Below are 22,826 nucleotides of genomic sequence, written 5' to 3' on the forward strand. Positions count from 1 at the left end.
CCGAGACCTGGGGGGCGTCCGCCTGCGCTGATCTTCTGCGCCGGCCTCTTGGTCGTCTGATAACATCTAAGAAGTCGACAGCCCTATTCTACGCGCCTAGCCTCTGATCTTGCCTTATGGCGGGTCTCACAGGAGGTCTGTGCTCATGCCGATCATCTCGAGCGACTACGACGCCGGCAACGCCGACGGCTACACGATCAGCGGATCAAACGTGCACCTCACGATCGAGGAGGGCGTGACGCTGACGACCAGCGCCGGCTATTCGGGCGTCAACATGGGCAGCAACGGCTTCAACTGGGTCCAGAACAACGGGACTATCAACGCTGGCGGCGGCATAACGACTTCAGGATTAACGTCTTATATCTGGAATGCTGCGTCAGGACACATCTTCGGCTACAACGGAATATGGACATCTGGCGATTTTTCAAACATAGTGAACGACGGTGCCATATTTGTAAATGGTTGGGGAGTTACTATATCTGCTGCAGATGGCACGTACTTCTCGAATTCCGGTGCAGTGACCAGTGGATCGAGCGCACTATTCTGCTCCGGATCGTCTGGGGTCGTCATCTCGAATTCCGGAACGTTACGAAGTTCATCCTACGCAATCCAAGTGTCTAGCGGCGGGACAATCCAGCTCACCAACAGCGGCACGATCGAGGGAGACTCCTATTTTGGCAACGCCAGCACGACGTTCCGCAACTCCGGCCATGTCGAGGGAGACGTCATGCTGGCCGGCTCCGGCGGGAATCTCTTCGACGGGCGCGGCGGAACGGTCAGCGGCGCGATCATCAGCGGCGGCGGCGCCGACAGGCTGATCGCCGGGAACGACGGCGCCTCCATCGGCGGCGGGGGCGGGAACGACACGATCAGCGGCGGCGCCGGAATCGACTTCCTGGATGGCGGCGATGGCAACGACACGCTCGATTTTGCGTTCGCGACAACTGGCGTGACGATCAATCTCGCCGACGAGGGGGCCTATGGCGACACCTATGTCGGCTTTGAGAACGTCTCGGGCTCCGGCTTCGCCGACACGCTACGCGGCGACGGCGGAGCGAACGCGCTGAGCGGCCAGGCCGGGGCCGACAAGCTCTACGGCCTCGCCGGAAACGACACGCTGGACGGCGGCAGAGGCGCGGACCGCATGGAGGGCGGCGATGGCGCCGACACCTACTATGTGGACAATGCGGGCGACGTGGTGATCGAGGCGAACGTCGCCGGCGTCGACACGGTGAACGCCTCCGTCACCTTCTCGCTCGCCGGGCAGTATATCGAAAATCTGGTCCTGACCGGCTTGGGCGACATCAACGGAACGGGCAATTCTCAGGCGAACCGGCTGACTGGAAACGCCGGCGCGAACGACCTCGACGGCGGCGCCGGGGCGGACACGATGACCGGCGGCCTCGGCGACGACGACTACTATGTCGATAATGTCGGCGATCGGGTCGTCGAGACCCAGGACCAGGGGCTCGACCGGGTCTATTCCTCCGTCACCTTTTCGCTCGCAGGGCAGCACGTCGAACGCCTTGCGTTGACCGGATCGGCCAACATCAACGGCACAGGCAACAGCCTCGACAACCGGCTGTTCGGTAACGCGGGGGCGAACGTGCTGGACGGCGGCGGCGGCAACGACCGCCTCGCCGGCGGGGCGGGCGCCGACACTTTCGCGTTCACGACCGCCCTCAAGGCCTCAAACGTCGACACCATCACCGACTTCGTGGCGGCGGACGATACGATCCGGCTGGAAAACGGGGTGTTCGTGGGGCTTGCGGCAGGGGCGCTTGCCGCCGACGCGTTCTACGCCGGCACGGCGGCGCACGATTCCGACGACCGCATCATCTACGATCAGGCGACGGGCGCGCTGTTCTTCGATCGCGACGGGACGGGAGGCGCCTATGCGGCCGTTCGTTTCGCGATCCTGGAGAACCACGCCGCCGTCACGGCTGCCGATTTCGTGGTCGTCTGAGGTCGCGCGGGGACAGCCCCGGCCGAGCCGGCCGGGGCTGTCCGCAAGCCGTTCAGGCCGCGAGCGCTTCCGCGCTGGCGTCGGCCGCCTCGAGCGCGATCGCCGCGGAAGCGATGATCGCCGCGAAGCGCACCGCGGTCTGGATCCTGTCGGTGGTGACGCCCGCCTTGCGCAGCGTCTCCTCATGCGCGTCGATGCACATGCCGCAGCCGTTCATGGCCGAGATCGCGATCGACCAGAGCTCGAAGTCGACCTTGTCGACGCCGGGGTTGCCGATGACGTTCATGCGCAGCTTCGCCGGCATGGACTGGTAGTCCTTGTTCGCCGCGAGGTGGACGAAACGGTAGTAGACGTTGTTCATCCCCATGATTGCGGCGGCCGACTTGGCGGCGGCCAGCGCGGCGGGGGAAAGCTTCGGCGCGGCCTCGCCGAGCAGCGCGTCGCGCAGCTGCGTGTTGCGGGAGGCGATCCCGCAGGCGACGAACAGGCCGTATTTCTGCTGGTCGGTGAGCGTCTCGTCGCTGGCCATCGAGGACAGGTTGAGACGGACGTCCTTGGCGAAGTCGGGGATCGCCTGCTTCAGCGCTTCGATCGACATGACAATGTCCTCATGGGTGTGCGGATGCCGAGCCCCGCGCGCCGACCGGCGGGCGCGGGGAGGGCAGGCGACGTCAGGCCGATTAGGCGGCCTTCAGCGTCTCGCCGCCGACCTGGCGGTTGCACGGGCAGAGCTCGTCGGTCTGCAGCGCGTCGAGCACGCGCAGCGTGTCCTTGGGCGCGCGGCCGACATTCAGGTTGGTCGCGTAGACGTGCTGGATCACGTTGTCCGGGTCGACCACGAAGGTGTAGCGGTAGGGCACGCCATCGGCCGAGCGGATGCCGAGGCCGTCGATCAGGTCGCCGCGGGTGTCCGCGAAGGACCAGATCGGCAGCTTGTCGAGATCGGCATGGTTGCGCCGCCAGGCGAGCTTGACGAACTCGTTGTCGGCCGAGCCGCCCAGCACCACGGCGTCGCGGTCGTCGAAGTCGGAGGCGAGCCGCGCGAATTCCGCGATCTCGGTCGGGCACACGAAGGTGAAATCCTTCGGGTAGAAGAAGATCACCTTCCACTTGCCCGGGAAGCTTTCGGCCGTGATCGGCTCGAACGCCGAGACGCCGTTTTCCTCGTGATTGTTGAAGCCGGGCTTGACGCCCGTAATGGTGAACTCGGGAAGCTTGTCGCCAATGCCCAGCATGTTTCCGCTCCGGAAAAGGTCCTGAGGCTCTCCGGCGGGCCGCGCGCTTGGGGTCGCGCAGCCGCCAGCCGCTCGCCCCTCCGGCCTCGCACGCGCGCGACCTGCGATCCAGTCGATAAAACAGAAGCGCGGTATCGGTTTTGTCGATAGTCTCCTCCTCGGGCGGCGAACCGCTCGATTTCGAGGAGACTCGTCGGTGCTGAACGTCAGCCTGCGGCAGCTGCGGTATTTTGTAGCTCTGGCGGAAACCGCCTCCTTCTCCAAGGCGGCGCGCCGCGTCGGCGTCGGCCAGTCCACGCTCAGCGGCGCGATCCAGGAGATGGAGACGGAGCTCGGAATTCGGCTCGCGGAGCGCAGCGGCCGCAGGTTCGAGCTCACCGCGGAAGGCGCGCTGCTCGCCGCGCGCGCCGCCGAAATCCTCGCCGAGATAGAGGATCTGCCGGCGCTGCTCGCGCGGGCCGGAAGACCGCTGACGTCGCGGCTGAGGCTCGGCGTCATCCCCTCGGTCGCGCCGTTCCTGCTGCCGCGCGCGCTGCCCAGCATCCGCGCCGCCTTCCCGGAATTGAGGATTTCGGTGCGCGAGGGCCTGAGCCGCTCGCTGATCGCCGACATCCGCACCGGCGAGCTCGACGCCGCGATCATCGCGCTGCCGTTCTCGGCCGGCGGACTTGCGGTTGAGCCGTTCTGGCGGGACCGCTTCTTCGTCGGCGTGAACAGCCGCCACAGGCTGGCCGGACGCGGCGAGATCGCGGCGGAGGACCTGGCGGAGGAGCGCGTGCTGCTGCTCGAGCCCGGCCACTGCCTGCGCGACCAGGTGCTGTCGCTGACCGGCGCGACCTTCGCGCATGAGGGCGGCGACCTGAAGGCGATGAGCCTGATGACGCTGGTGCAGATGGCGGCGAACGATCTCGGCGTCACCTTCCTGCCGGAGATCGCGGTCGCGGCCGGCATCGCCGAGGGCGCGCCGCTGACGCTCATCCCGTGCCGGGGCGAGCGCTCATCCCGCGAGCTCGCGCTGATCTGGCGCGAGCGCGCCAGCCGTGGCCATGAGTACCGGCTGCTCGCCCGGCACCTGAGGGAGCTGTGCGAGGCGCATTTCGGCCGCGCCGGCGGGCGTTTCGAAGCGGCGGAATGAGCCGCGGCCGCGCGGCGGCTTGAAACCGGCGCCGCTTCTAACCTATCGATCCCGCCGACCCCCGACGGCGCGCCGCGCGCCGGCCTCCAGCGGAAACCAATCCCGTGACCGCGCCTTCGCTCGCCTCCTTCCGCCGCATCGTCGTCAAGATCGGCTCAGCGCTGCTGGTCGATCGCGAGGCAGGCGCGCTGAAGCGTGACTGGCTGGAAAGCCTCGCGGCCGATCTCGCCCGCCACGCCGCGCGCGGCGCCGAGATCATCGTGGTTTCGTCCGGCTCGATCGCGCTCGGCCGCACGGTCCTGGGCTTTCCTGGCGGCGCGCTGCGGCTCGAGGACAGCCAGGCCGCCGCCGCCGTTGGCCAGATCGCGCTCGCCCGCGTCTGGAGCGAGGTTCTGGGCGCGCACGGCATCACGGCCGGCCAGATCCTGCTGACGCTCGGCGACACCGAGGAGCGCCGCCGCTACCTCAACGCCCGCGCGACGCTGGCGCGGCTGGTGGCGCTCAAGGCGATCCCGGTCGTCAACGAGAACGATACGGTCGCGACTTCCGAGATCCGCTATGGCGACAATGACCGGCTGGCGGCGCGCGTCGCCTCGATGGCGAGCGCGGATTGCCTCGTCCTGCTGTCGGACGTGGACGGACTTTACGACGCGCCGCCGGACCGCGACCCGAACGCGAAGCACATCCCGATCGTGGAGCGCGTCAACGCCTCCGTCGAGGCGATCGCCGGCGGCCCGGCCTCGGAACTGTCGCGCGGCGGCATGCGCACCAAGGTCGAGGCCGGCCGGATCGCGACCGGCGCGGGCGCGCACATGCTGATCGCATCCGGCAAGGTCATGAGCCCGCTCGCCGCAATCGAGAGCGGCGGACGCTGCACCTGGTTCCTGCCGCACGAGAACCCCGGTCAGGCGCGCAAGCGCTGGATCGCCGGCGTGCTGGCCCCGCGAGGCTCGATCTTCGTGGACGCGGGGGCCGCGTCGGCGCTCAACCGCGGCCGCAGCCTGCTGCCCGCCGGAATCACCCGGGTCGAGGGCCATTTCAGCCGCGGCGACGCGGTCGTGGTGCGCGCGCCCGACGGCGTGGAAGTCGCGCGTGGGCTGGTGTCCTACGATTCCGGCGACGCCAACCGTCTGCTCGGCAAGGCGTCCGCCGAGATTGAGGGCATCCTCGGCTTCAAGGGCCGCTCGGCCATCATCCACCGCGACGATCTGGTGCTCACCGGGGCGTAAGACGCCGATGTCCCGGACGCGCAACGCGGACCAGGGCTGAGCGCGTGATGACGAAGCGGCCCAAAAGCGCTACGTGAGCAGTCCGTTTCGAGGAGGCTCGCATGACGGCCGTCGCCGAACTCAGGACCGACGACGTTTCCACGCTGATGCGCGACATCGGCCGGCGCGCGCGCGCCGCCTCGCGTGTGCTGGCGCTCGCGCCGCGGGAGGCAAAGGACGCCGCCCTGCTGGCGGCCGCACGGCGGTTGCGCGAGACCGAGGCCGCCGTTCTCGCCGCCAACGCCGCGGACGTCGCGGCCGCGCTTGCCGCAGGCGTCGCGACCGCCTTCCTGGACCGCCTTACCCTGACCCCTGCGCGCCTCGCCTCGGTGGCGGAAGGCCTCGAGGTAGTGGCGGGCCTCGCCGATCCGGTGGGTGAGACGACTGCCGCCTGGACGCGGCCGAACGGGCTCGCGATCGAGCGCGTGCGCACGCCGCTCGGCGTCATCGGCGTAATCTATGAGAGCCGGCCCAATGTCACGGCGGACGCCGGCGCGCTCTGCCTCAAGGCCGGCAACGCCGCGATCCTGCGCGGCGGAACCGACAGCTTCCGCTCCTCCGCGGCGATCGCGGATTGCATCGCCTACGGGCTTCGCGAAGCGGGGCTGCCGCAAGACGCGGTGCAGCTCGTGCCGACGCGCGACCGCGCCGCGGTGGGCGAAATGCTTGCCGGCCTCGACGGCAATGTGGACGTCATCGTGCCGCGCGGCGGCAAGGGACTCGTAGCCCGTGTTCAGACCGAGGCGCGCGTGCCGGTGTTCGCGCATCTCGATGGCAACAATCACGTTTTCGTGGCGAAGGGCGCGGACCTAGAGATGGCGCGCTCTATCGTCCTCAACGCCAAGATGCGCCGCACCGGCGTCTGCGGCGCGGCCGAGACGCTGCTGGTCGACCGCGCGGTCGCCGACACGCATCTCGTTCCGCTCGTCGAGGCGCTGATTGAGGCGGGCTGCGAGATCCGCGGCGACGCCGAGACCCGCCGCGTGTTCCCGGAGGCGCGCGCCGCGACCGAAGAGGACTGGGGCGCCGAGTTCCTCAACGCGATCATCGCGGTGCGGGTGGTCGACGGCATCGACGGCGCGCTCGCGCATATCGAGACCTATGGCTCGCATCACACCGATGCGGTGGTGACCGAGGACGCGGCGATCGCGGAGCGCTTTCTCCGGGAGGTCGACAGCGCGATCGTGCTGCACAACGCCTCCACCCAATTCGCCGATGGCGGCGAATTCGGCTTCGGCGCCGAGATCGGCATCGCGACCGGCCGGCTGCACGCGCGCGGGCCGGTGGGCGTCGAACAGCTCACCTCGTTCAATTATCGCGTCCGAGGCCAGGGCCAGACGCGGCCGTGAGGCGAGGGGACGGCCGCCTGCCGTCCGCGGCGGCGCTTTCTTGAGTCGCGTCGCGCGCCTGCGCCTTCCAGGCGGACGGACCGGGCTGCCGCGGCTGCCGCCGCACGCGCCCGGCATGACCATCGGGCTGTTCGGCGGCTCGTTCAATCCGCCGCATGAGGGCCATCGACGGGCGAGCCTGCTGGCGCTGCGGCGGCTCGGGCTCGACCAGGTCTGGTGGCTGGTCACTCCCGGCAACCCGCTCAAGGACAACGCCGCTTTGCCGCCGCTGCCCGCGCGCATGGCCGCCGCGCGCCGCGCGGCTGCGCATCCCGACATTGAGGTCTCGGACGCCGAGGCGGCGATCGGCGTGCGCTTCACCTATGACGCCATCGCCTATCTGACGGCGCGCTGCCGGGGCGTCTCCTTCGTGTGGATCATGGGCGCGGACAATCTCGCCGGCTTCCACAGCTGGCAGCGCTGGCGGGAGATCGCCCACCTGGTTCCGATCGCGGTGGTGGATCGCCCGGGCGCGACCTTCTCGCCGTCCTCGCGCGCCGCGCATGCGCTCGCCCGCTACCGAATTCCCGAGCGGCGCGCGCGTTCGCTCGCCCGCGCGGCCCCGCCGGCCTGGTGCTTCCTGCACGGTCCGCGCTCCGCGTTGTCGTCCACGATCCTGCGCCAGGGGCGCAAATCCGAGCAGGACCCGGCGACGTGAAGACGTCGCGGTTGAAATGTCGCACCCTCAGGGCTTATGTTAAGCATTGGTCGGAGCTGGATTCCGGCCTGAGGACGGCAGACGGAAGGCTAAAACTCTGTCCACCATAGCGCTGAAGGAGACGCCCAAGATGGCGTCTCACATCGGCGCCGGAGCGCCCGCAGCGGCGAACCCGGCGTTGCTTCATCTCATCCTCGACGTGCTCGACGACAACAAGGCTGAAGAGACCGTGGTCATCGACCTGCGCGGCAAGTCCGCGCTCGCCGATGAGATGGTCATCTCTTCCGCGCGGTCGAACCGGCACGTCGGCGCGATCGCCGACAAGCTGGTCGAGGAGTTGAAGAAGGGCGGTCACGGCAAGGTCGTGGTCGAGGGACTACCGCACTGCGACTGGGTGCTGATCGACGCGGGCGACGTGATCGTCCACCTGTTCCGCCCGGAAGTGCGCGCCTTCTACAATCTCGAGAAGATGTGGTCGGCGGGGCGTCCCGTCGAAGGCGCTCTCTCCTGATCTGACGGCGCATGCGGCTCGTGATCGCGGCGGTCGGCCGTCTCAAGGCCGGGCCGGAGCGCGAGCTCGTCGCCCGCTATGTCGAACGCGCCGGACAGCTCGGCCGCTCGCTCGGGCTCGATGCGCCCGAGATCGTCGAGCTCGACGAGAGCCGCGCGCGCCGTCCGGAGGATCGCAAACGCGATGAGGCCGAGCGGCTGCGCGCCGCGCTCGATCCCCGGTGCGCGATCTGCGCGCTCGACGAGCGCGGCAAGACGATCTCCAGCGAAGCGTTCGCGAGCGATATCGGCCGCCGGCGCGATGACGGCGCCGCGGGCCTCGCTTTTGTGATCGGCGGCGCTGACGGGTTCGCGCCCGACTTCCTGGCTGGGGCCGACATGCGGCTCGCCTTCGGGGCGATGACCTGGCCGCACCAGATCGTCCGCATCCTGCTCGCCGAGCAGATCTACCGCGCCGCGACCATCCTGGCGGGCCACCCCTACCATCGCGGCTGAGCGTCCGTCGTGGTTGACGAAGGCTTAACGGCGGGCGTTTCAAATGGCCGGATGACGTCCGGCCCTCTTCGCGTTCTGCTGATCTGTCTCGCGCTTCTCGCAGCGGCGTCGGCCGCGCGCGCCGAAGATCCGCCGGCCCCGGGTGCGGCCGCCGAGCAGCGCAAGGCCCTCGAGGAGGCGCGCGAAAGCCTCAAGGAGACGCAGGAGCGCCGCCAGCGGCTCGCCGCCGAGATCGAGGCGCTGAAGGGCGAGCGCGGCAAGCTGCAGGCGAGCCTGATCGACACGGTCGCCTCGATCCGCGACCGCGAGCGGCAGGTCGAAGAGCGGGCCGGCCGGATCGACGATCTCGCCGAATCCGAGCGGCAGCTGAAGGCGTCGCTCGAGCGTCGCCGCGGCGTTCTCGCAGACGTGATCGCAGCCCTCCAGCGCATGGGCCGGCAGCCGCCGCCGGCGCTGCTCGTCCGCCCCGATGACGCCCTGGAGGCGATCCGCTCGGCGATCCTGCTCGGCGCGGTGGTGCCCGACATGCGGACGGAGGGGGAGTCGCTCGCCTCGGATCTGCGGGAGATGGCGCGCCTGAAGGAGATGCTGACCGGCGAGCGCGACGCCATGGCGGGCGAGCTCAAGCAGCTCGGCGGCGAGCGCGAGCGGCTTGCGGCCCTCGTGGACGAACGCCAGCGCCAGCTCGGCCAGCGCGAAGGCGACCTCTCGGCTGAGTCCGACAAGGCGGCGACCATCACGCACAATGTCAGCGATCTCGAGGCGCTGATCGCCCGGATGGAGCAGGAGCAGGCGTCACGCGCGGCCGCCGAGGCCGCGAAGGCGCCGCCTGCCGAGCCCGGCGGCCAGCGCACTCTTGCGTCGCTGCATGATTCGGCGCGGCTCGCCCCTGCGATCCCTTTCGCCGAGGCGCGAGGCATGCTGCCGCTGCCGGTGGCCGGCAAGCGCCTGCGCACGTTCGGCCAGCGCAACGCCGCCGGCGGCGAGGAGCAGGGGGTGTCGTTCGCCGCCGCGCCCGGCGCGCCGGTCACCGCGCCCTGCGATGGCTGGGTCGTCTACGCCGGACCGTTCCGCTCCTACGGGGAACTCTTGATCCTGAACGCGGGCGGCGGCTATCATATCCTTCTTGCGGGCATGGAGCGCATCACGGTCGGCTTGAATCAGTTCGTCCTTGCAGGCGAACCCGTGGGAACGATGCGCGGCGATGCGGCCGCTTCCGGACAGGCGGCGACTTCCCCCGCCGCGCGCCCCGTGCTCTACGTCGAGTTCCGCAAGGATCGGGGATCGATCGACCCCTCGCCCTGGTGGGCCGGGATTCCTGGCGAAAAGGTAGGCGGATAATGCGAAAAGTTTCCCTGGTCCTTTTCGGGGCGGTGATCGGCGCCTCCGCCGCCGGGATGGCCCTGCAGCCGCGCGCCTTCTTCGGCTCCGTCGCCGAGGCCGCGGGCGCCGCCGACACCTACCGCCAGCTGAACCTGTTCGGCGACGTGTTCGAGCGGGTGCGGGCCGACTATGTCGAGAAGCCGGACGACGCCAAGCTGGTCGAGTCGGCCATCAACGGCATGCTGTCGGGCCTCGATCCGCATTCGAGCTACATGGACGCCAAGGCGTTCAAGGAAATGCGCACCAACACCGACGGCGAGTTCGGCGGTCTCGGCATCAAGGTCCAGATGTTCGAGAACGCGATCCGCGTCGAGGGCGCGATCGACGACACCCCGGCCGCCCGCGCCGGCATCCGCGCCAAGGACGTCATCACCAAGCTCGACGGCGAGTCGGTGGACGGGCTGAGCCTGGAGCAGGCGGTCGACAAGATGCGCGGCCCGGTCGGCACCCCGATCACGCTCACGATCCAGCGCGAAGGGCAGGAGAAGCCGCTCGAGGTCAAGATCGTCCGCGACAAGATCAAGCTCGATTCGGTCAAGTGGGAGCTCGCCGGCGACGACATCGGCTACATCCGCGTCAGCCAGTTCAACGCCACCACCTTCGAGGGGCTGAGCAAGGGCATCGACCAGATCGCCGACAAGGCCGGCGACAAGCTCAAGGGCTACGTCATCGACCTGCGCAACAATCCGGGCGGCTTGCTCGACCAGGCGATCGCCGTGTCGGACGCGTTCCTGGAGCGCGGCGAGATCGTCTCCACGCGCGGCCGCAATCCGGACGAGTCGCAGCGCTTCAACGCGCGCCCGGGCGACCTCGCCAAGGGCAAGCCGGTGATCGTGCTGGTCAATGGCGGCTCCGCCTCGGCTTCGGAAATCGTCGCCGGCGCCCTGCAGGACCAGAAGCGCGCCACGATCCTGGGCACGCGCTCCTTCGGCAAGGGTTCGGTGCAGACCATCATCCCGCTCGGCACCGCCGGCGCGATCCGTCTGACCACCGCGCGCTACTACACGCCCTCCGGCAAGTCGATCCAGGCCAAGGGCATCCTGCCCGACATCGAGGTCGACCAGGACGTCCCGGACGACGTCAAGGGCAAGGACGAGACCAAGGGCGAGGCGGGGCTGAAGGGCCACCTCAAGAATGGCGAGCAGGAGCAGTCCGGCTCTTCGGCCTACATCCCGCCGGAGCGCAAGGACGACAAGCAGCTCAACTACGCCTTCGACCTGATGCACGGCATCCAGTCGAACGCCAACTTCCCGCCGCAGAACAAGACCAGCGCCAACTGAGGCGCGCTCGCCACGCCGTCGCGCATTCGCGGCCGCCGGGAACCAAGTTCTCGGCGGCCGCTTCGCGAATCCGCTAGACTCGTCCGCGACCGGGCGGACCTCCATGACGCAGGACGACCTCGAAAAGCCGCTCATGCCGCGCGCGGGCCGTAGCCCCCGCCGGACCCGGCGTCGCGTCGATGGCGCTGTGGCGCTCGCCTGCGTGGTCGGCGCCGCGCTCGCCTTTGTGGGTCTTTGGGCGATGCTCGCCGACGATCCGCTCGGCGGTGAGCCGGTCGCGGTCGCGGCCATCGAGCGCCGTTCGCCGCCGCCGCCCCAACAATCCGCCCAGGCCGATCCGGCTGCTGGGCCGGCTGCGTCTTCTTCGGCCGGGGGGGCCGCTCGCGAGGGCGTGCCCGTGGTGCGCCCCGGCGATCCGATGCCGAAGTCGGGTCCGGTGATCATCCGGATTCCGGGCGCGGACGATCCGGCGGAGACCGGCCAGGCGTCGTCTTCCGCAATCCAGGCGACGCTGCTCGAAGACAGCCGCTACGGCCCGCTGCCACGGATCGGCGCGGATGGGCGGCGTCCGCTCGACGTTTATGCCCGGCCGCAGCAGGCGGCCGCCGCCAAGGCCCGCGTGGCGCTCATCGTCGCCGGCCTCGGCGTGAGCCACGAGGTGACCGAAATCGCCACCGCTTCGCTGCCGGCTCCCGTCACGCTCGCCTTCTCGCCCTATGGCAAGGACGTCGCCGAGCAGGTCGAAAAGGCGCGCGCGCAGGGGCACGAGACCCTCATCCAGGCGCCGATGGAGCCCTATGGCTATCCGGCCAACGACACCGGGCCGCAGACGCTGCTGACGAGCCTGCCGGCGCCGGCCAATCTGGAGCGGCTGCGCTGGGCGCTGGGGCGGGCCAAGGGCTATGTCGGCGTCGCGCCGCTTGGCGGCGGCAAGTTTCTCGAGACGGACGCAGCCATGGCGCCGGTGTTCACTGAACTCGGGCGGCGGGGCCTGTTGTTCGCCGCCGCGGCGGGTGGCGAGAGCCGGGCGGATCTGGCCGCCGAGCAGGCCGGTCTGGTGCATGCGCGGCCCGCGATCCAGATCGACGTCGTGGCCGACGCCGGAGCGATCGACGCGGCCCTCGCCGACCTCGAGCGCGCCGCGAAGACGGACGGCGCGGCGGTCGGCTGGGCGACAGCATCGCCTCTCAGCCTGAAGCGCATCGCGGCCTGGGCCGGCGGGCTTGCGGATCGCGGCGTCGCGCTGACGCCGATCACCGCCGCCGTGCGCCCGCAGGGACCGTCGTGAGCCCCGCGGGCCAGGGAGGCGCAGCGGCGCGGCTGCCCTACCGGCGCTGCGTCGGCGTCATGCTGCTCAACCGCGACGGACTCGTGTTCGTCGGCAAGCGCCGGGGCGGCCAGCATGACCCGGACAAGATGGATTATCTCTGGCAGATGCCGCAGGGCGGAATCGACCGCAACGAGGACCCGCTCGCCGCGGCGAAACGCGAACTGATCGAGGAGACCGGCGTCCGCTCGGTCGAACTGCTCGCCGAGGCGCCGGAGTGGTACTGCTACGATTTTCCGCCGGAGGTGCTGGCGCGCACCCGGTCCGGCAAATTCGCCGGCCAGACGCAGCTCTGGTTCGCGTTCCGCTTCACCGGCGACGAGTCGGAGATCGATCTCGCCCCGCCGGGCCACAAGCCTGAATTCTCGGAATGGCGCTGGGCCAGAATGTCCGAGCTCCCCGGCATGATCGTGCCGTTCAAGCGGTCGGTCTATGACAAGGTGGTCCGGGCGTTCGCGCATCTCGCGGGCTGACGGGCCGGATCTGCTGATGGGCGAGGCCGACGACCCTTACGAAAAGCTGCGCGGAAATTTCCGCTGGCGCCTGCCGGCGCGCTTCAGCCTCGCCGAGGCGATCTGCGACCGCTGGGCGTCGCGCAGCCCCGGCCGCACCGCGCTGCTGACCAAGCGAGCCGGAGAACCTCTCGCCGCGACGAGCTATGGCGAGCTGCGCGCAGCCTCGCAGGCGCTGGCGGCGGCGCTCGCGCGCCGCGGCGTCAGTCGGGGCGACCGGGTGGCGATCTTCCTGCCGCAAGGCGCGGAGGCGGTCGCGGCCCATGTGGCGGCGTCGCGGCTCGAGGCGATCGCAATGCCGCTCGCGCTCGCCTTCGGGCCGGACGCGCTGTCCTTCAGGCTCAGGGATTCGGGCGCCCGGGCGCTCGTCACCTGCGCCGCGGGTCTGGCCAAGCTGCGGGAGGTCTCCGAGCCGCTTCCGGCGCTCGAGACGATCGTCTCGACCGACGGGGCCGACGGCGAGGCGCTCGACTACGCTGCGCTGGTCGCGGCGGGAGGCGGCGTCGAGCCCGCCGCCACGACCCCGGACGATCCGGCGCTGATGATCTACACCTCCGGAACCACCGGACCGCCAAAGGGCGCGCTGCACGCCGGCCGCGTGCTGCTCGGGCACCTTCCAGGCTTCCGCATGACGCATGACGGCTTTCCGCGGCCCGGCGATCTCGCCTGGACGCCGGCCGACTGGGCGTGGGCGGGCGGCCTGCTCAACCTGCTGATGCCGGCGCTCCACTACGGCGTGCCGGTGGTGGCGCAGCCCGTCACCAAGTTCGACCCGGCCGGCTCATTCGCGTTGATCGAGGAGGCGGGGGTGCGCAACGCCTTCATCCCGCCGACTGCGCTGCGCCTGATGGCGCAGATCGACGGCCCGGAGGGCCGGCTGCGGACGCCGCTCCGCAGCCTGGTCTCGGCGGGCGAGCGGCTGAGCGAGGCCTCCTTCGAATGGGCGCAGGAGGCGCTCGGGACGCCGGTCAACGAGGTCTATGGCCAGACCGAGTGCAACTACGTGCTGGCCTCGGCGGCCGCCCTTGGCGTCTCGAAGGCGGGGTTTACGGGTAAGCCGGTTCCGGGCCATCGGGTGGCCGTGCTCGACCCAGAGGGCCGCACATGCGCTCCCAACGAGGCCGGAGAGATCTGCGTCCGCGCGCCAGACCCCGTGATGTTCCTGGAATACTGGCGCCAGCCTGAAGCGACAGCGGCCCGGTTCCGCGACGGCTTGCTGACGACAGGCGACCAGGCCGTGGTCGACGCGGCGGGCTATTTCCGCTTCCTCGGCCGCGACGACGACGTGATCACCTCGTCGGGTTATCGGATCGGGCCGAGCGACATCGAGGACTGCCTCGCCCGGCACCCCGCGGTCGCGCTCGCCGCCGTCGTGGGAAAGCCCGACCCCCTGCGCACCGAGATCGTGAAGGCCTTTGTGCAATTGAAGCCGGGGTCGGAGCCGAGCCCGGCGCTCGCGCAGGAGCTCAGCCGCTTCGTGCGCGAGCGGCTCTCGGCGCACGAATATCCGCGCGAGGTCGCGTTCGTGGAGGCGCTGCCGCTGACCACGACGGGCAAGCTGATCCGTCGCGCGCTCCGGGACGCGGAATAAAGCGGTCGAGCGCGCGAGGCGCTCGCGCCTAGGCCGCCTTCTTCTGCTCCGCCGCCTTGTGGGCCGCGTCGAAATAGTTGGCCTTCTCCCCGAAGATCACGCGGCGCAGCAGGCGACGCATCGACTCGTTGCGGCGCAACGGCTCCAGCGCGGAGCGGGCCGCCGTGTAGGCCGCGACCTTCAGCCCGTCGAGCGCCGGCTTGCTGCCGGGCGCGGCCTGCGGAAAGCCCTTTTCGCGCAGCCAGGCGTTCATGAAGATCAGCTTGTTGCGGCGCACGACGTCCGCCGATCGCCAGGTGATGGCCATCGAGATCGAGTAGTCGTCGCCGGTGCGGACCCAGTGCGGCACCTGGTAGGGCACGAACACGCCTTCGCCGGGCTTCAGGTCGTAGACCGTCGCGCGGCTCTCGAAGCTTGGCTCATAGGGCAGGTTGCGGTGCTTCGTGGGCGCGCTCTCGAGCAGCTCTTCGGAGACCAGCGAGCGGTCGTCATTGTCGAACAGGTGGAAGAATTTCGGGCCGCGGATCTGGACGAAGAAATTGTCCTCGTTGTCGCAATGGAACGGCGTCACGGAATTCGCCGACGACACGAAGATGAAGCCCTCGATCTCGCGGAAGCTCGCGCCGTCCAGGCTCTTATGGCCGAGCTGCTGCGCGATCGAGAGCAGCGCCTCCTCCATCATCGCCCGATAGGCCGGCACGGTGTCGACGCGCTTCAGCACCATCCAGGCGCCGGCGGTCTCGATCTTGCGGACGACCTCCTCCGGCGGCATTTCGACCAGCGGAGTCTCCTCCGCCTTCTGGTTCACCTGGAGCTTTCCGGAATTGTATTCGATCCGGTCACGGTCGAGCTCCTTAGTCAGCTCGATCAGCCGCGGCAGCTGCAGCAGCGGGTGCGACGCCAGATCATGCGCGATTCGGAAATGGCGGAGCGGATAGTTCGCGGCGAGCTCAGCCGCGTCGGCGCGGAGGGCGGTCATCGGCTTCTGTCCTTCAAACGATGATAGAGGTCGCGGGCCATTGCGCGAAGTCGTCGGCGCAGATGTTCGGCCCGCGCCGCGGCCATCACCAGCGGTCCTGCTCCGGGACGGATGGCGACCAGCCAGTCCCCGAGCGCCAGACGCTCCCGCCAGATGTGATCGATCATCGGGTGATCGGCGATCGCGGTCGAGTCCACGAAGTCGATCCCGTCATCCTCGAGCAGCCGGCGGGTGAGCTCGAGGGTCAGCTGTACGCCCGGAGAGCACTTGGAGCGGCGCTCGTCATAGGCGGTCTTGTAGAACCAGGCGGCGCGGCCGCTGGAGAGCACCAGGCCGGCGGAGATCAGCTCCTCGCCGACGAACAGCTCCAGAATACGCGCCTCGCCCTTTTCGGCGCGGCGGGCGAACAGCTGCCGGACGAAGCTCGCCTGATCGTCATGGAGCTTCATGGCGCTGCCGTTGTCGCCCTTCCAGCCGCGCGCCTCCAGATCGAGGAAACGCTCGAGCGCGGCCGCGACGTCGTCGGGCGCGCGGGCCTCGCGGAACGCCACCGGACCGTCGTCGCCGAGGCGCCGCAGCTGCCGGCGCAGCTCCTTCAGTTTCTTCGAGGAGAGCGCTTCTGTGAGGTAGTCCTCGGCCGGCAGCTCCGAGCGCAGCACGGCGCGCTCATGGCCGTCGACGCGCAGCAGCGCGCTTCCCCGGAACGCGATGGCGGCCCGGATCGCGTCGGCCGTCGGTCCCTGCTCCGGCAGGAAGCGGAACATGAACATCGCATGGCCGTGCCGGCCGAGCCCGTCCAGCAGCCCCTCGACCGCGAGCGTCGGGTGATCGCGGTCGAGCAGCGGTGCGCCGAGGGCGCCGAAATACGCCCACTCGGTGCTCGCCAGCATGCGCACGAGCGGCAGCAGGCGGCGCGGCGTCACCGCCGCCGCCGCCATCATGCGCGACCCGCCAGGCCCGGAGTCGTCCCATGCAGTCGCGATGCGGATGCGGCGGACGGCCTTCATGCGCTCGGCGGAGAGCGCGAAGTCCGCCTCGCAGAACAGGTTGGGCTCGAGCGCGCGGCCGGCAAGGTCGTCCCAGGCCGCGCGATGGGCGCCCAGCGTCTCGATCGTCATGAGCTCGAAACGGAAGGACTGGACGGCCTCTGTCGAACGCATGGCGGCCTTAGGGCGCAGGGCGGCGACATCCGCGGCCGCGGGAACGCCGCCGGCTTCGGCGCGCGACCAGGGCAGGGCGCCTAGGCCGAGCCGCCGACGGGTGATGGCGAACAGCAGCACCGACTCGATGACCAGCGTCGCCGACGTTCCGGCGGCGGCGCCCATCATCCCGAACCCGGGCACCAGCGCGATGCAGAGCGCGACGTTCAGCAAGAACGCCCCGCCATAGACGGCGGCGCAGATGTTCTGTTCGCCCAGCATGTTCAGCAGCCGTTCGAGCGGTCCGACGCTCGCCCGCGCGATGAGGCCGACCGCGATGACGGGCAGCAGGCTATAGCCGTCCGTGAAGCCGGGCCCGAACAGCCACAGGATCGGCCAGCCGCAGACGAGGATGATCGCCGCGCCCGCGAGCGACGGCCAGAAGGTCCAGCGCGCGGCGTCCTTCACCATCGTCTCGAGGCGCGCGCGTTCGCCCGAGACCGCATATTCGGTGAAGCGGTGCGCCACCGCGGCCGAGACGGAGAACGACACGAAGGCCACCAGCGACATCACCTTCACGGCCGCGTAGTAGACGCCGACCTCGCGCGGCTCGCGAAAGGCGGAGAGCACCAGCACGTCGGTGTAGGCGAGGAGCAGGTAGAACCCCTCGACCATGAAGATCGGCAGCGAAATCTTGATCCAGGTTCCCGGCGCGTAGGCGCGCGGTCCCGGCGCCAGCCGCCGCTTCAGCCTGCGCTCCAGCATCACGAGCTGCGCGATCGAGGTCGCCCAGGTGGCGATGATGGTGGCGGCCATCGCGGTCGTGGCGGTCGGCGCAAAACGCTCGTAGCTGAGCGCCCCGAGCAGCAGCAGGATCAGCAGCGGCCGCACGAAATAGGCGGGCGCCAAGGCCACGTCGATCCAATTGTAGGACCGTGCGATGCCGTCCTGCACGTCGGTCAGCACGTACATCGGCACGCAGAAGAAGGCGAGGTAGAGCGGGACCACGGCCCAGCTGTCGAGCTGGTCCTGGAACAGCCACACGCCCAGCACGCCAACCCCCGCAATGATGGTCGAGGTGACCATCGACATCACGCGGCTGCCGATCAGGAAGCCCCGCAGCAGCGACTGCTCGCCGGACTCGCCATATTCGGGGATGAAGCGCTGCGGCGCCGAGGCGAGGCCGAAGCTGGTCAGCCCGCCGAGCAGCAGAACCCAGGTCCAGACATAGACGTAGACGCCGTACTCGGTGTCGCCCATCCAGCGCGCCAGCAGGATCTGCGACAGGAAGGCGATGCCGGCGTTGACCACGCGGATCAGGAAGGCGCCGCCGGCGACCTTCTGGGCGACCGCGGTGTCGGACCGGTCGGCGATCAGCCGGCGCGCGCGCGCAGCGAGCCGCGCGGGGCCGCTCATGCGAGCTTGCCGCCCCGCATCATAAGGCGTGCTCGCCTCGACGCTCATGTCTGGCTTCGTCCTCATCCGGTCCCCCGACGAGTAGCGGAGTTCGCTTAAGGATGGGTTCGGAAACGCCGTAAACGAAGCGCGGGCGCGATTCTGGAAAATCCGCCGCCGGCTGGCAGGAATTCGTTAATCAGCAAGACCCGCCGCGTCGCGGACGCCCCTAAAGCCGCATCCGGCGGGCGCCGATCTCGGCGTGAAGCGCGGAATCCAGCGGCCGGAAGCGCCGCTCCTCCGGATGCGCGACGTAGAGCGGGTCGGTCACGCGCGAAGGATCGTAGCCCTCGCTCACGAGCTCGACCTTGCGCTGCTTCAGCGTTCCGGTGACCTGCAGCTCGCCCGTGATCCGCAGGAACACCGGGCGGGCGTAGGAGGGCAGATGGCGCTCGATATGCGCGTGCAGGCCCTCGAGGTCGAAGGCCGCGCCCGCCGGCGACACCGCCGCCATGCCGGCGCGGCCTTCATAGCCCGGGGCAGCGACGCCGTAGACCGAGACTTCGCGGACCCCTGGATAGGTCGAGATCACCTCGGCCACCTCGGTGGTGGCGACGTTCTCGCCGCGCCAGCGGAAGGTGTCGCCGATGCGGTCGACGAAGTAGAAGTAGCCGCGCTCGTCGCGCCGCATCAGGTCCCCGGTGCGGAACCAGCGATCGCCCTTCTGGAACGCGTCGGACAGGATCTTGCGCCGGGTGGCTTCGGGGTCGGCGTAGCCCTCGAAACGCGCCGAAGGCTTGGCGGGATCGTTCAGGATCAGGCCGATCGCCTCTCCGGGCTCGCCCGGCGCGCACTCGACGCAGAACCCGTCCGGCCCGCGCGTCGGCTCGCCCGTCGCGAGGTCGCAGCGCACGATCTTCACCGGGAACTTGCGCTTGAGATACCAGGGAATGCGACCGACCGCGCCCGGCGTTCCGTCGAAGTTGAACAGCGCGACATTGCCCTCGGTGGCCGCGTACCATTCCAGGATGGTCGGGACCCGGAAGCGCTTGGCGAACAGCGGCCAGACGTCCGGGCGCAGGCCATTGCCGCAGACGAGGCGCAGCTTGTGGCGCTTCTCCGCGTCGCATTCCGGCTGGTGGATCAGGTACCGGCAGAGCTCGCCGATATATTGCGCGAGCGTGCATTCGGTCGCGACCACGTCCTCCCAGAACCGGCGCGCCTGGAATTTTTCGCGGATCACCACCGATGCGCCGGCCAGCAGCGGACTGCCGGCGGCGATCACGCCGCCGGCCGTGTGGTACATCGGCAGGCAGTCATACATCCGGTCCTCGGCCTCGATGCCCATCGCGCCGTAGAAGCCGTGGCTGATCGACATCAGCCGGTAGTGGTTGATGTTGGCGGCCTTCGGCAGGCCTGTGGTGCCGCTGGTGTAGATGAAGAGCGCGCGGTCCTCGATCGTGAGCTCCGGCAGTTCGGCGGGCGGCAGGGGATCGCCCGAAAGCGCCTCCACGGCTGCGTCGATGCGCGGCCAGCCCGCCGCGCCCGCGCCATGCAGCCAGACGGCCGGGGCCGGCGTCGAGGTCACGAACGGCGCGGCCGAGAGGTAGGCGTCCTCGAACTCGGCGCCGATCACCACGTGTTTCGGCCGCACGATGGAGACGCAATGCGCCAGTCCGCCGCCCGACAGGTTGGTGTTGAGCAGCGCGACCGCGCCGCCGACCCGCAGCACGCCGACCCAGAAGGCGAGGTAGTCGGGCCGGTTCGGCATCATCAGCGCGACCACGTCGCCCTTGCGCACGCCGTTCGCCAGCGCCCAGCGCGCATAGGCGTTGGCGCGGGCGTCGAGCTGTTCGTAGGTGTAGGTCTCGCGGTCCGAGATCAGCGCGAGCCGATCGCCATGCTGTTCGGCGAGCTCGGCGATGACGTGCGGGAAGACGCGCGTGCGATTGCGGCCGATATGCGTGGTCGCCTTGAGCGCCCGCAGGACGCCCGCGAGACAGGCCCATTCGCGCGCCAATCGTGACCTTCCGGCCATGTCCCCTCCTGCTCGCGCCCGTCTCGCCGGAACGGCGGGCGTCGTGATTGGATTGGACTGAAGCCCGCTGCGGGGCGCTCTGTCCAGCCTACAGCGGCGTCTAGGAGAGCAGCCCTCCGCCGCGCGGGCTGAGCGGGTTGTCGAGCAGGGCTGCGCGGTCCGGCCGGTCGGGCGCGACCGTCCCCGCGAACGCGGCGTAGAGCGTCGCGAGCAGGTCGGGCGCGAGGCCTTCGCCGATCGCGACGAGCCGCGTCCGGTCGTCGCCGTCCGGCCAGGAGTCGAGAAAGCGCGGCTCGGCGAAGACGTGGCGCACGCCCTGCACGACGAGCGGGCGCGCCGGGTCCTCGGCGATCTTCACTAGGCCCTTCAGGCGCAGCAGTTTCGGCGCGTGCGCCGAGCGCAGCAGATCCACGAACATGTCGTAGCTCGCCCGCGTCAGCGGCGCCTCGCTGGCGAGCGAGATCGCCCGGATCGCGCCATGCGCCTCGGCGAGCGGCGCCATATCCCGGACCCGCGGCGCCGCCTCGCCGAACAGGGCGTCCGCCTCCGCCTCGCGGGCGTCGATGACGGTCGCCGCCGGGTTCAGCCGGCCGAGCAGGGCGGACGTGCGGGCGATGTCCTCCGCGGTCGCGAGGTCCAGCTTGGACAGCGCGATCCGGTCGGCCATCGCGACCTGCCGGGCGGCTTCCGGATGCGCCGCGATGGTCTCGGGGCCGGAGGTCGCGTCGACCACGGCGAGCACGGCGGCGAGGCGGTAGCGCATCGCGAGATAGGGGTGCAGCGTCAGCGTCTGCAGGATCGGGACCGGATCGGCGAGTCCGCTGGTCTCGATCGCTAGCCGGCGGAAGGGGGGAATGCGGCCGTTGTCGCGGGCGCGCAGCAGATCCTCGAGCGTGTTGATCAGGTCGCCGCGCAGCGAGCAGCACAGGCATCCGCCGGCGAGCGCAACGACGCCGTCCGCGACATGCTCCACCAGGAGGTGGTCGACGGCGATCTCGCCGGCCTCGTTGATCACGACCGCGGCGTCGGCGAGCGCCGGGTCGCGCAGCAGCCGGTTGAGCAGGGTCGTCTTGCCGGCCCCGAGGAAGCCGGTGAGCACCGCGAGAGGGATCGGCTCCGGCCGTTGGGCGGTCATGTGCGGAAGGGCGCGGTCGGCCTCAGAAGGCCGACTTGCCGTCGGCCGGCGCGGCCTTGCGATAGATCGAGCCCGGCACCGGCTCAGCGCCGTTGCCGTTGGAGCCGCCGTTCAGCGCCGGCTTGAGGTCGATCTTGACCTTTTCCCTTTTCAGGGCGGTCGGCAGCGTCTTCTTGGACTTCGAGGCCGCCTTCTTGGAGGCCGGCTTGGCCTTGGGCTTCGGCGCGGCGAGCGAATGCACCTTGGCGGAGCCGGGCTTCACCGTCTGTCCGGCGATCGCCGGCGTGGTTCCGGGCGTCGGCGCGAACGCCGAAGGCGAATCCTCGTCCACGCCGCTCGGCTCGCCGGCGACCTGGGTCTGCCCCGGCGCCGGGGCCGCCGCCACCAGGATCGGCGACACCGCCGGCTTGGTCATCAGCCGGTCCCGCCACGGGTGGTCGTCGGCCTCCTTCCGCCGCGCCATGCGTTCCTTGGCGAAGGCCTTGCCGCACATCTGCTCCCTGAGATCGGTCGTGAAGGCGGCGGTGACGTCCGGAAGCGCCGTGAGCGTCACCCGCGCGGAGGTCGCCTGGAAGCCGCGCTCGAACGCGTCGATCGCCTTTTCGGAGCGCAGCAGAGGATTGGGCGAGCCGAGAATGACGGTCACGAGCTTGCGGTCGCCGCGCGTGGCGGTCGCCACCAGGTTGTAACCGGCCGAGCAGGTGTAGCCGGTCTTCATGCCGTCGGCTTCCGGGTAGCGGCCAATCAGGCCGTTGTGGTTGCGCAGGATCCGGTTGCCGATCCGGATGGCGTCGATGTTGAACAGCCACGCATGCTCCGGATGCTGCCGGACCAGCGTCACCGCGAGCACCGCAAGATCGCGGGCGGTGCTGTGCTGCAGGTCCGGGCCGGGCCTCACCGGCAGGCCGTTCGGATTGACGAAGACCGTTTTCGTCATCCCGATCTGCTGGGCCGTGCGGTTCATCTCGGCCACGAAGGCTTCGACGCTGCCCGACACGCCCTCGGCCAGCGCGACCGCGATGTCGTTCGCCGACTGCACCATGAGCATCTTGAGCGCGTCGTCGACCGTCACGGTCTGGCCGACCTGGAAACCCATCTTGCTCGGCGGCTCGGCTTGCGCGCGGGCGCTGTAGACCAGCGGCGTCTGCGGCGTGAGGCGGCCGGCCTTCATCGCGTTGAGCACGACGAGGGTCGTCATCAGCTTGGTCAGCGAGGCCGGATACCAGGGCGTCGTCGCCTCGTTGGCCTCGAGCACGCCGCCGGTCCGGACGTCGACCACGATCATCGGATTGGCGGCCGCAGCGCCGGTCCAGCCGAGCATGAGAGCGAGAAGGGGCGCCGCGAGGCGGCGGATCTGCATCGTCATCGGCGGAACTCGAAACATGCGTGCTG

The 22,826-nt window shown here is 69.8% G+C and carries 19 protein-coding genes; 12 read left to right on the plus strand and 7 right to left on the minus strand.

Features of this window, described 5'->3' with window-relative positions; translation table 11 throughout:
* Nucleotides 1–145 precede the first annotated feature (145 nt).
* A complete protein-coding gene (locus tag VM780_RS16230; protein ID WP_325449223.1) occupies nt 146–1,966 on the plus strand; it encodes a calcium-binding protein in 1,821 nt (606 codons plus the stop codon).
* Between the two features lie 52 nt (nt 1,967–2,018).
* On the opposite strand, the gene VM780_RS16235 is transcribed toward VM780_RS16230, so the two are convergent.
* Nucleotides 2,019–2,564, minus strand: a complete 546-nt coding sequence (locus tag VM780_RS16235; protein WP_325449225.1) for a carboxymuconolactone decarboxylase family protein — start codon at nt 2,562–2,564, stop codon at nt 2,019–2,021.
* An 82-nt stretch (nt 2,565–2,646) separates the two neighbouring features.
* Nucleotides 2,647–3,201 (minus strand): peroxiredoxin, encoded by a 555-nt coding sequence (locus VM780_RS16240; protein ID WP_325449227.1) that lies wholly within the window; start codon nt 3,199–3,201, stop codon nt 2,647–2,649.
* 196 nt (nt 3,202–3,397) lie between these two features.
* Here VM780_RS16240 and VM780_RS16245 point away from each other — a divergent pair, with 196 nt between their 5' ends.
* The 11 genes from VM780_RS16245 (at nt 3,398) to VM780_RS16295 (ending at nt 14,748) form a co-directional block, all read left to right on the plus strand.
* On the plus strand, nt 3,398–4,336 hold the full coding sequence (locus tag VM780_RS16245; protein ID WP_325449229.1) for a hydrogen peroxide-inducible genes activator: 939 nt from the start codon (nt 3,398–3,400) through the stop codon (nt 4,334–4,336).
* A gap of 104 nt (nt 4,337–4,440) precedes the next feature.
* Nucleotides 4,441–5,565 carry a glutamate 5-kinase gene (proB, locus tag VM780_RS16250; protein ID WP_325449231.1) on the plus strand — a complete coding sequence of 375 codons (1,125 nt, stop codon included), beginning with the start codon at nt 4,441–4,443 and terminating at the stop codon, nt 5,563–5,565.
* Between the two features lie 101 nt (nt 5,566–5,666).
* Nucleotides 5,667–6,953, plus strand: a complete 1,287-nt coding sequence (locus VM780_RS16255) for a glutamate-5-semialdehyde dehydrogenase (RefSeq protein WP_325449233.1) — start codon at nt 5,667–5,669, stop codon at nt 6,951–6,953.
* 115 nt (nt 6,954–7,068) lie between these two features.
* Nucleotides 7,069–7,650, plus strand: coding sequence for a nicotinate-nucleotide adenylyltransferase (locus VM780_RS16260; RefSeq protein WP_325449702.1), 582 nt, complete (start codon nt 7,069–7,071; stop codon nt 7,648–7,650).
* Between the two features lie 130 nt (nt 7,651–7,780).
* Nucleotides 7,781–8,161: a ribosome silencing factor gene (rsfS, locus tag VM780_RS16265; protein ID WP_325449235.1), complete on the plus strand. Its 381-nt coding sequence runs from the start codon at nt 7,781–7,783 to the stop codon at nt 8,159–8,161.
* An 11-nt stretch (nt 8,162–8,172) separates the two neighbouring features.
* Nucleotides 8,173–8,655 carry a 23S rRNA (pseudouridine(1915)-N(3))-methyltransferase RlmH gene (gene rlmH, locus VM780_RS16270; RefSeq protein ID WP_325449237.1) on the plus strand — a complete coding sequence of 161 codons (483 nt, stop codon included), beginning with the start codon at nt 8,173–8,175 and terminating at the stop codon, nt 8,653–8,655.
* Nucleotides 8,656–8,706: 51 nt separating this feature from the next.
* Nucleotides 8,707–9,996, plus strand: a complete 1,290-nt coding sequence (locus VM780_RS16275; protein ID WP_325449239.1) for a murein hydrolase activator EnvC family protein — start codon at nt 8,707–8,709, stop codon at nt 9,994–9,996.
* Nucleotides 9,993–11,318, plus strand: a complete 1,326-nt coding sequence (locus tag VM780_RS16280) for a S41 family peptidase (RefSeq protein WP_325449704.1) — start codon at nt 9,993–9,995, stop codon at nt 11,316–11,318. Before VM780_RS16275 ends, VM780_RS16280 begins: the two co-directional genes overlap by 4 nt.
* 103 nt (nt 11,319–11,421) lie before the next feature.
* On the plus strand, nt 11,422–12,606 hold the full coding sequence (locus VM780_RS16285) for a divergent polysaccharide deacetylase family protein (protein ID WP_325449241.1): 1,185 nt from the start codon (nt 11,422–11,424) through the stop codon (nt 12,604–12,606).
* Nucleotides 12,607–12,665: 59 nt separating this feature from the next.
* A complete protein-coding gene (locus tag VM780_RS16290; protein ID WP_414652848.1) occupies nt 12,666–13,118 on the plus strand; it encodes an RNA pyrophosphohydrolase in 453 nt (150 codons plus the stop codon).
* A 16-nt stretch (nt 13,119–13,134) separates the two neighbouring features.
* Nucleotides 13,135–14,748 (plus strand): AMP-binding protein, encoded by a 1,614-nt coding sequence (locus VM780_RS16295; RefSeq protein WP_325449245.1) that lies wholly within the window; start codon nt 13,135–13,137, stop codon nt 14,746–14,748.
* Between the two features lie 28 nt (nt 14,749–14,776).
* Here the strand turns inward: VM780_RS16295 and VM780_RS16300 are convergent, their stop codons facing one another.
* The 5 genes from VM780_RS16300 to VM780_RS16320 all read right to left on the minus strand — a co-directional run bounded on the left by VM780_RS16300 (nt 14,777) and on the right by VM780_RS16320 (nt 22,800).
* Complete coding sequence (locus VM780_RS16300) at nt 14,777–15,727, minus strand: cupin-like domain-containing protein (protein ID WP_325449247.1); 951 nt, start codon at nt 15,725–15,727, stop codon at nt 14,777–14,779.
* Nucleotides 15,724–18,282 carry a GNAT family N-acetyltransferase gene (locus tag VM780_RS16305; RefSeq protein ID WP_325449248.1) on the minus strand — a complete coding sequence of 853 codons (2,559 nt, stop codon included), beginning with the start codon at nt 18,280–18,282 and terminating at the stop codon, nt 15,724–15,726. Before VM780_RS16305 ends, VM780_RS16300 begins: the two co-directional genes overlap by 4 nt.
* 208 nt (nt 18,283–18,490) lie before the next feature.
* Entirely contained in the window at nt 18,491–20,299 is a 1,809-nt protein-coding gene (locus tag VM780_RS16310) for a long-chain-acyl-CoA synthetase (RefSeq protein ID WP_325449250.1), read from the minus strand.
* 100 nt (nt 20,300–20,399) lie between these two features.
* Nucleotides 20,400–21,434 (minus strand): GTP-binding protein, encoded by a 1,035-nt coding sequence (locus VM780_RS16315; protein WP_325449252.1) that lies wholly within the window; start codon nt 21,432–21,434, stop codon nt 20,400–20,402.
* 22 nt (nt 21,435–21,456) lie between these two features.
* On the minus strand, nt 21,457–22,800 hold the full coding sequence (locus tag VM780_RS16320) for a D-alanyl-D-alanine carboxypeptidase family protein (RefSeq protein WP_325449253.1): 1,344 nt from the start codon (nt 22,798–22,800) through the stop codon (nt 21,457–21,459).
* Between the last annotated feature and the right edge of the window lie 26 nt (nt 22,801–22,826).

The organism is Hansschlegelia sp., assembly GCF_035538955.1.
Classification (GTDB): Bacteria; Pseudomonadota; Alphaproteobacteria; order Rhizobiales; family Methylopilaceae; genus Methylopila.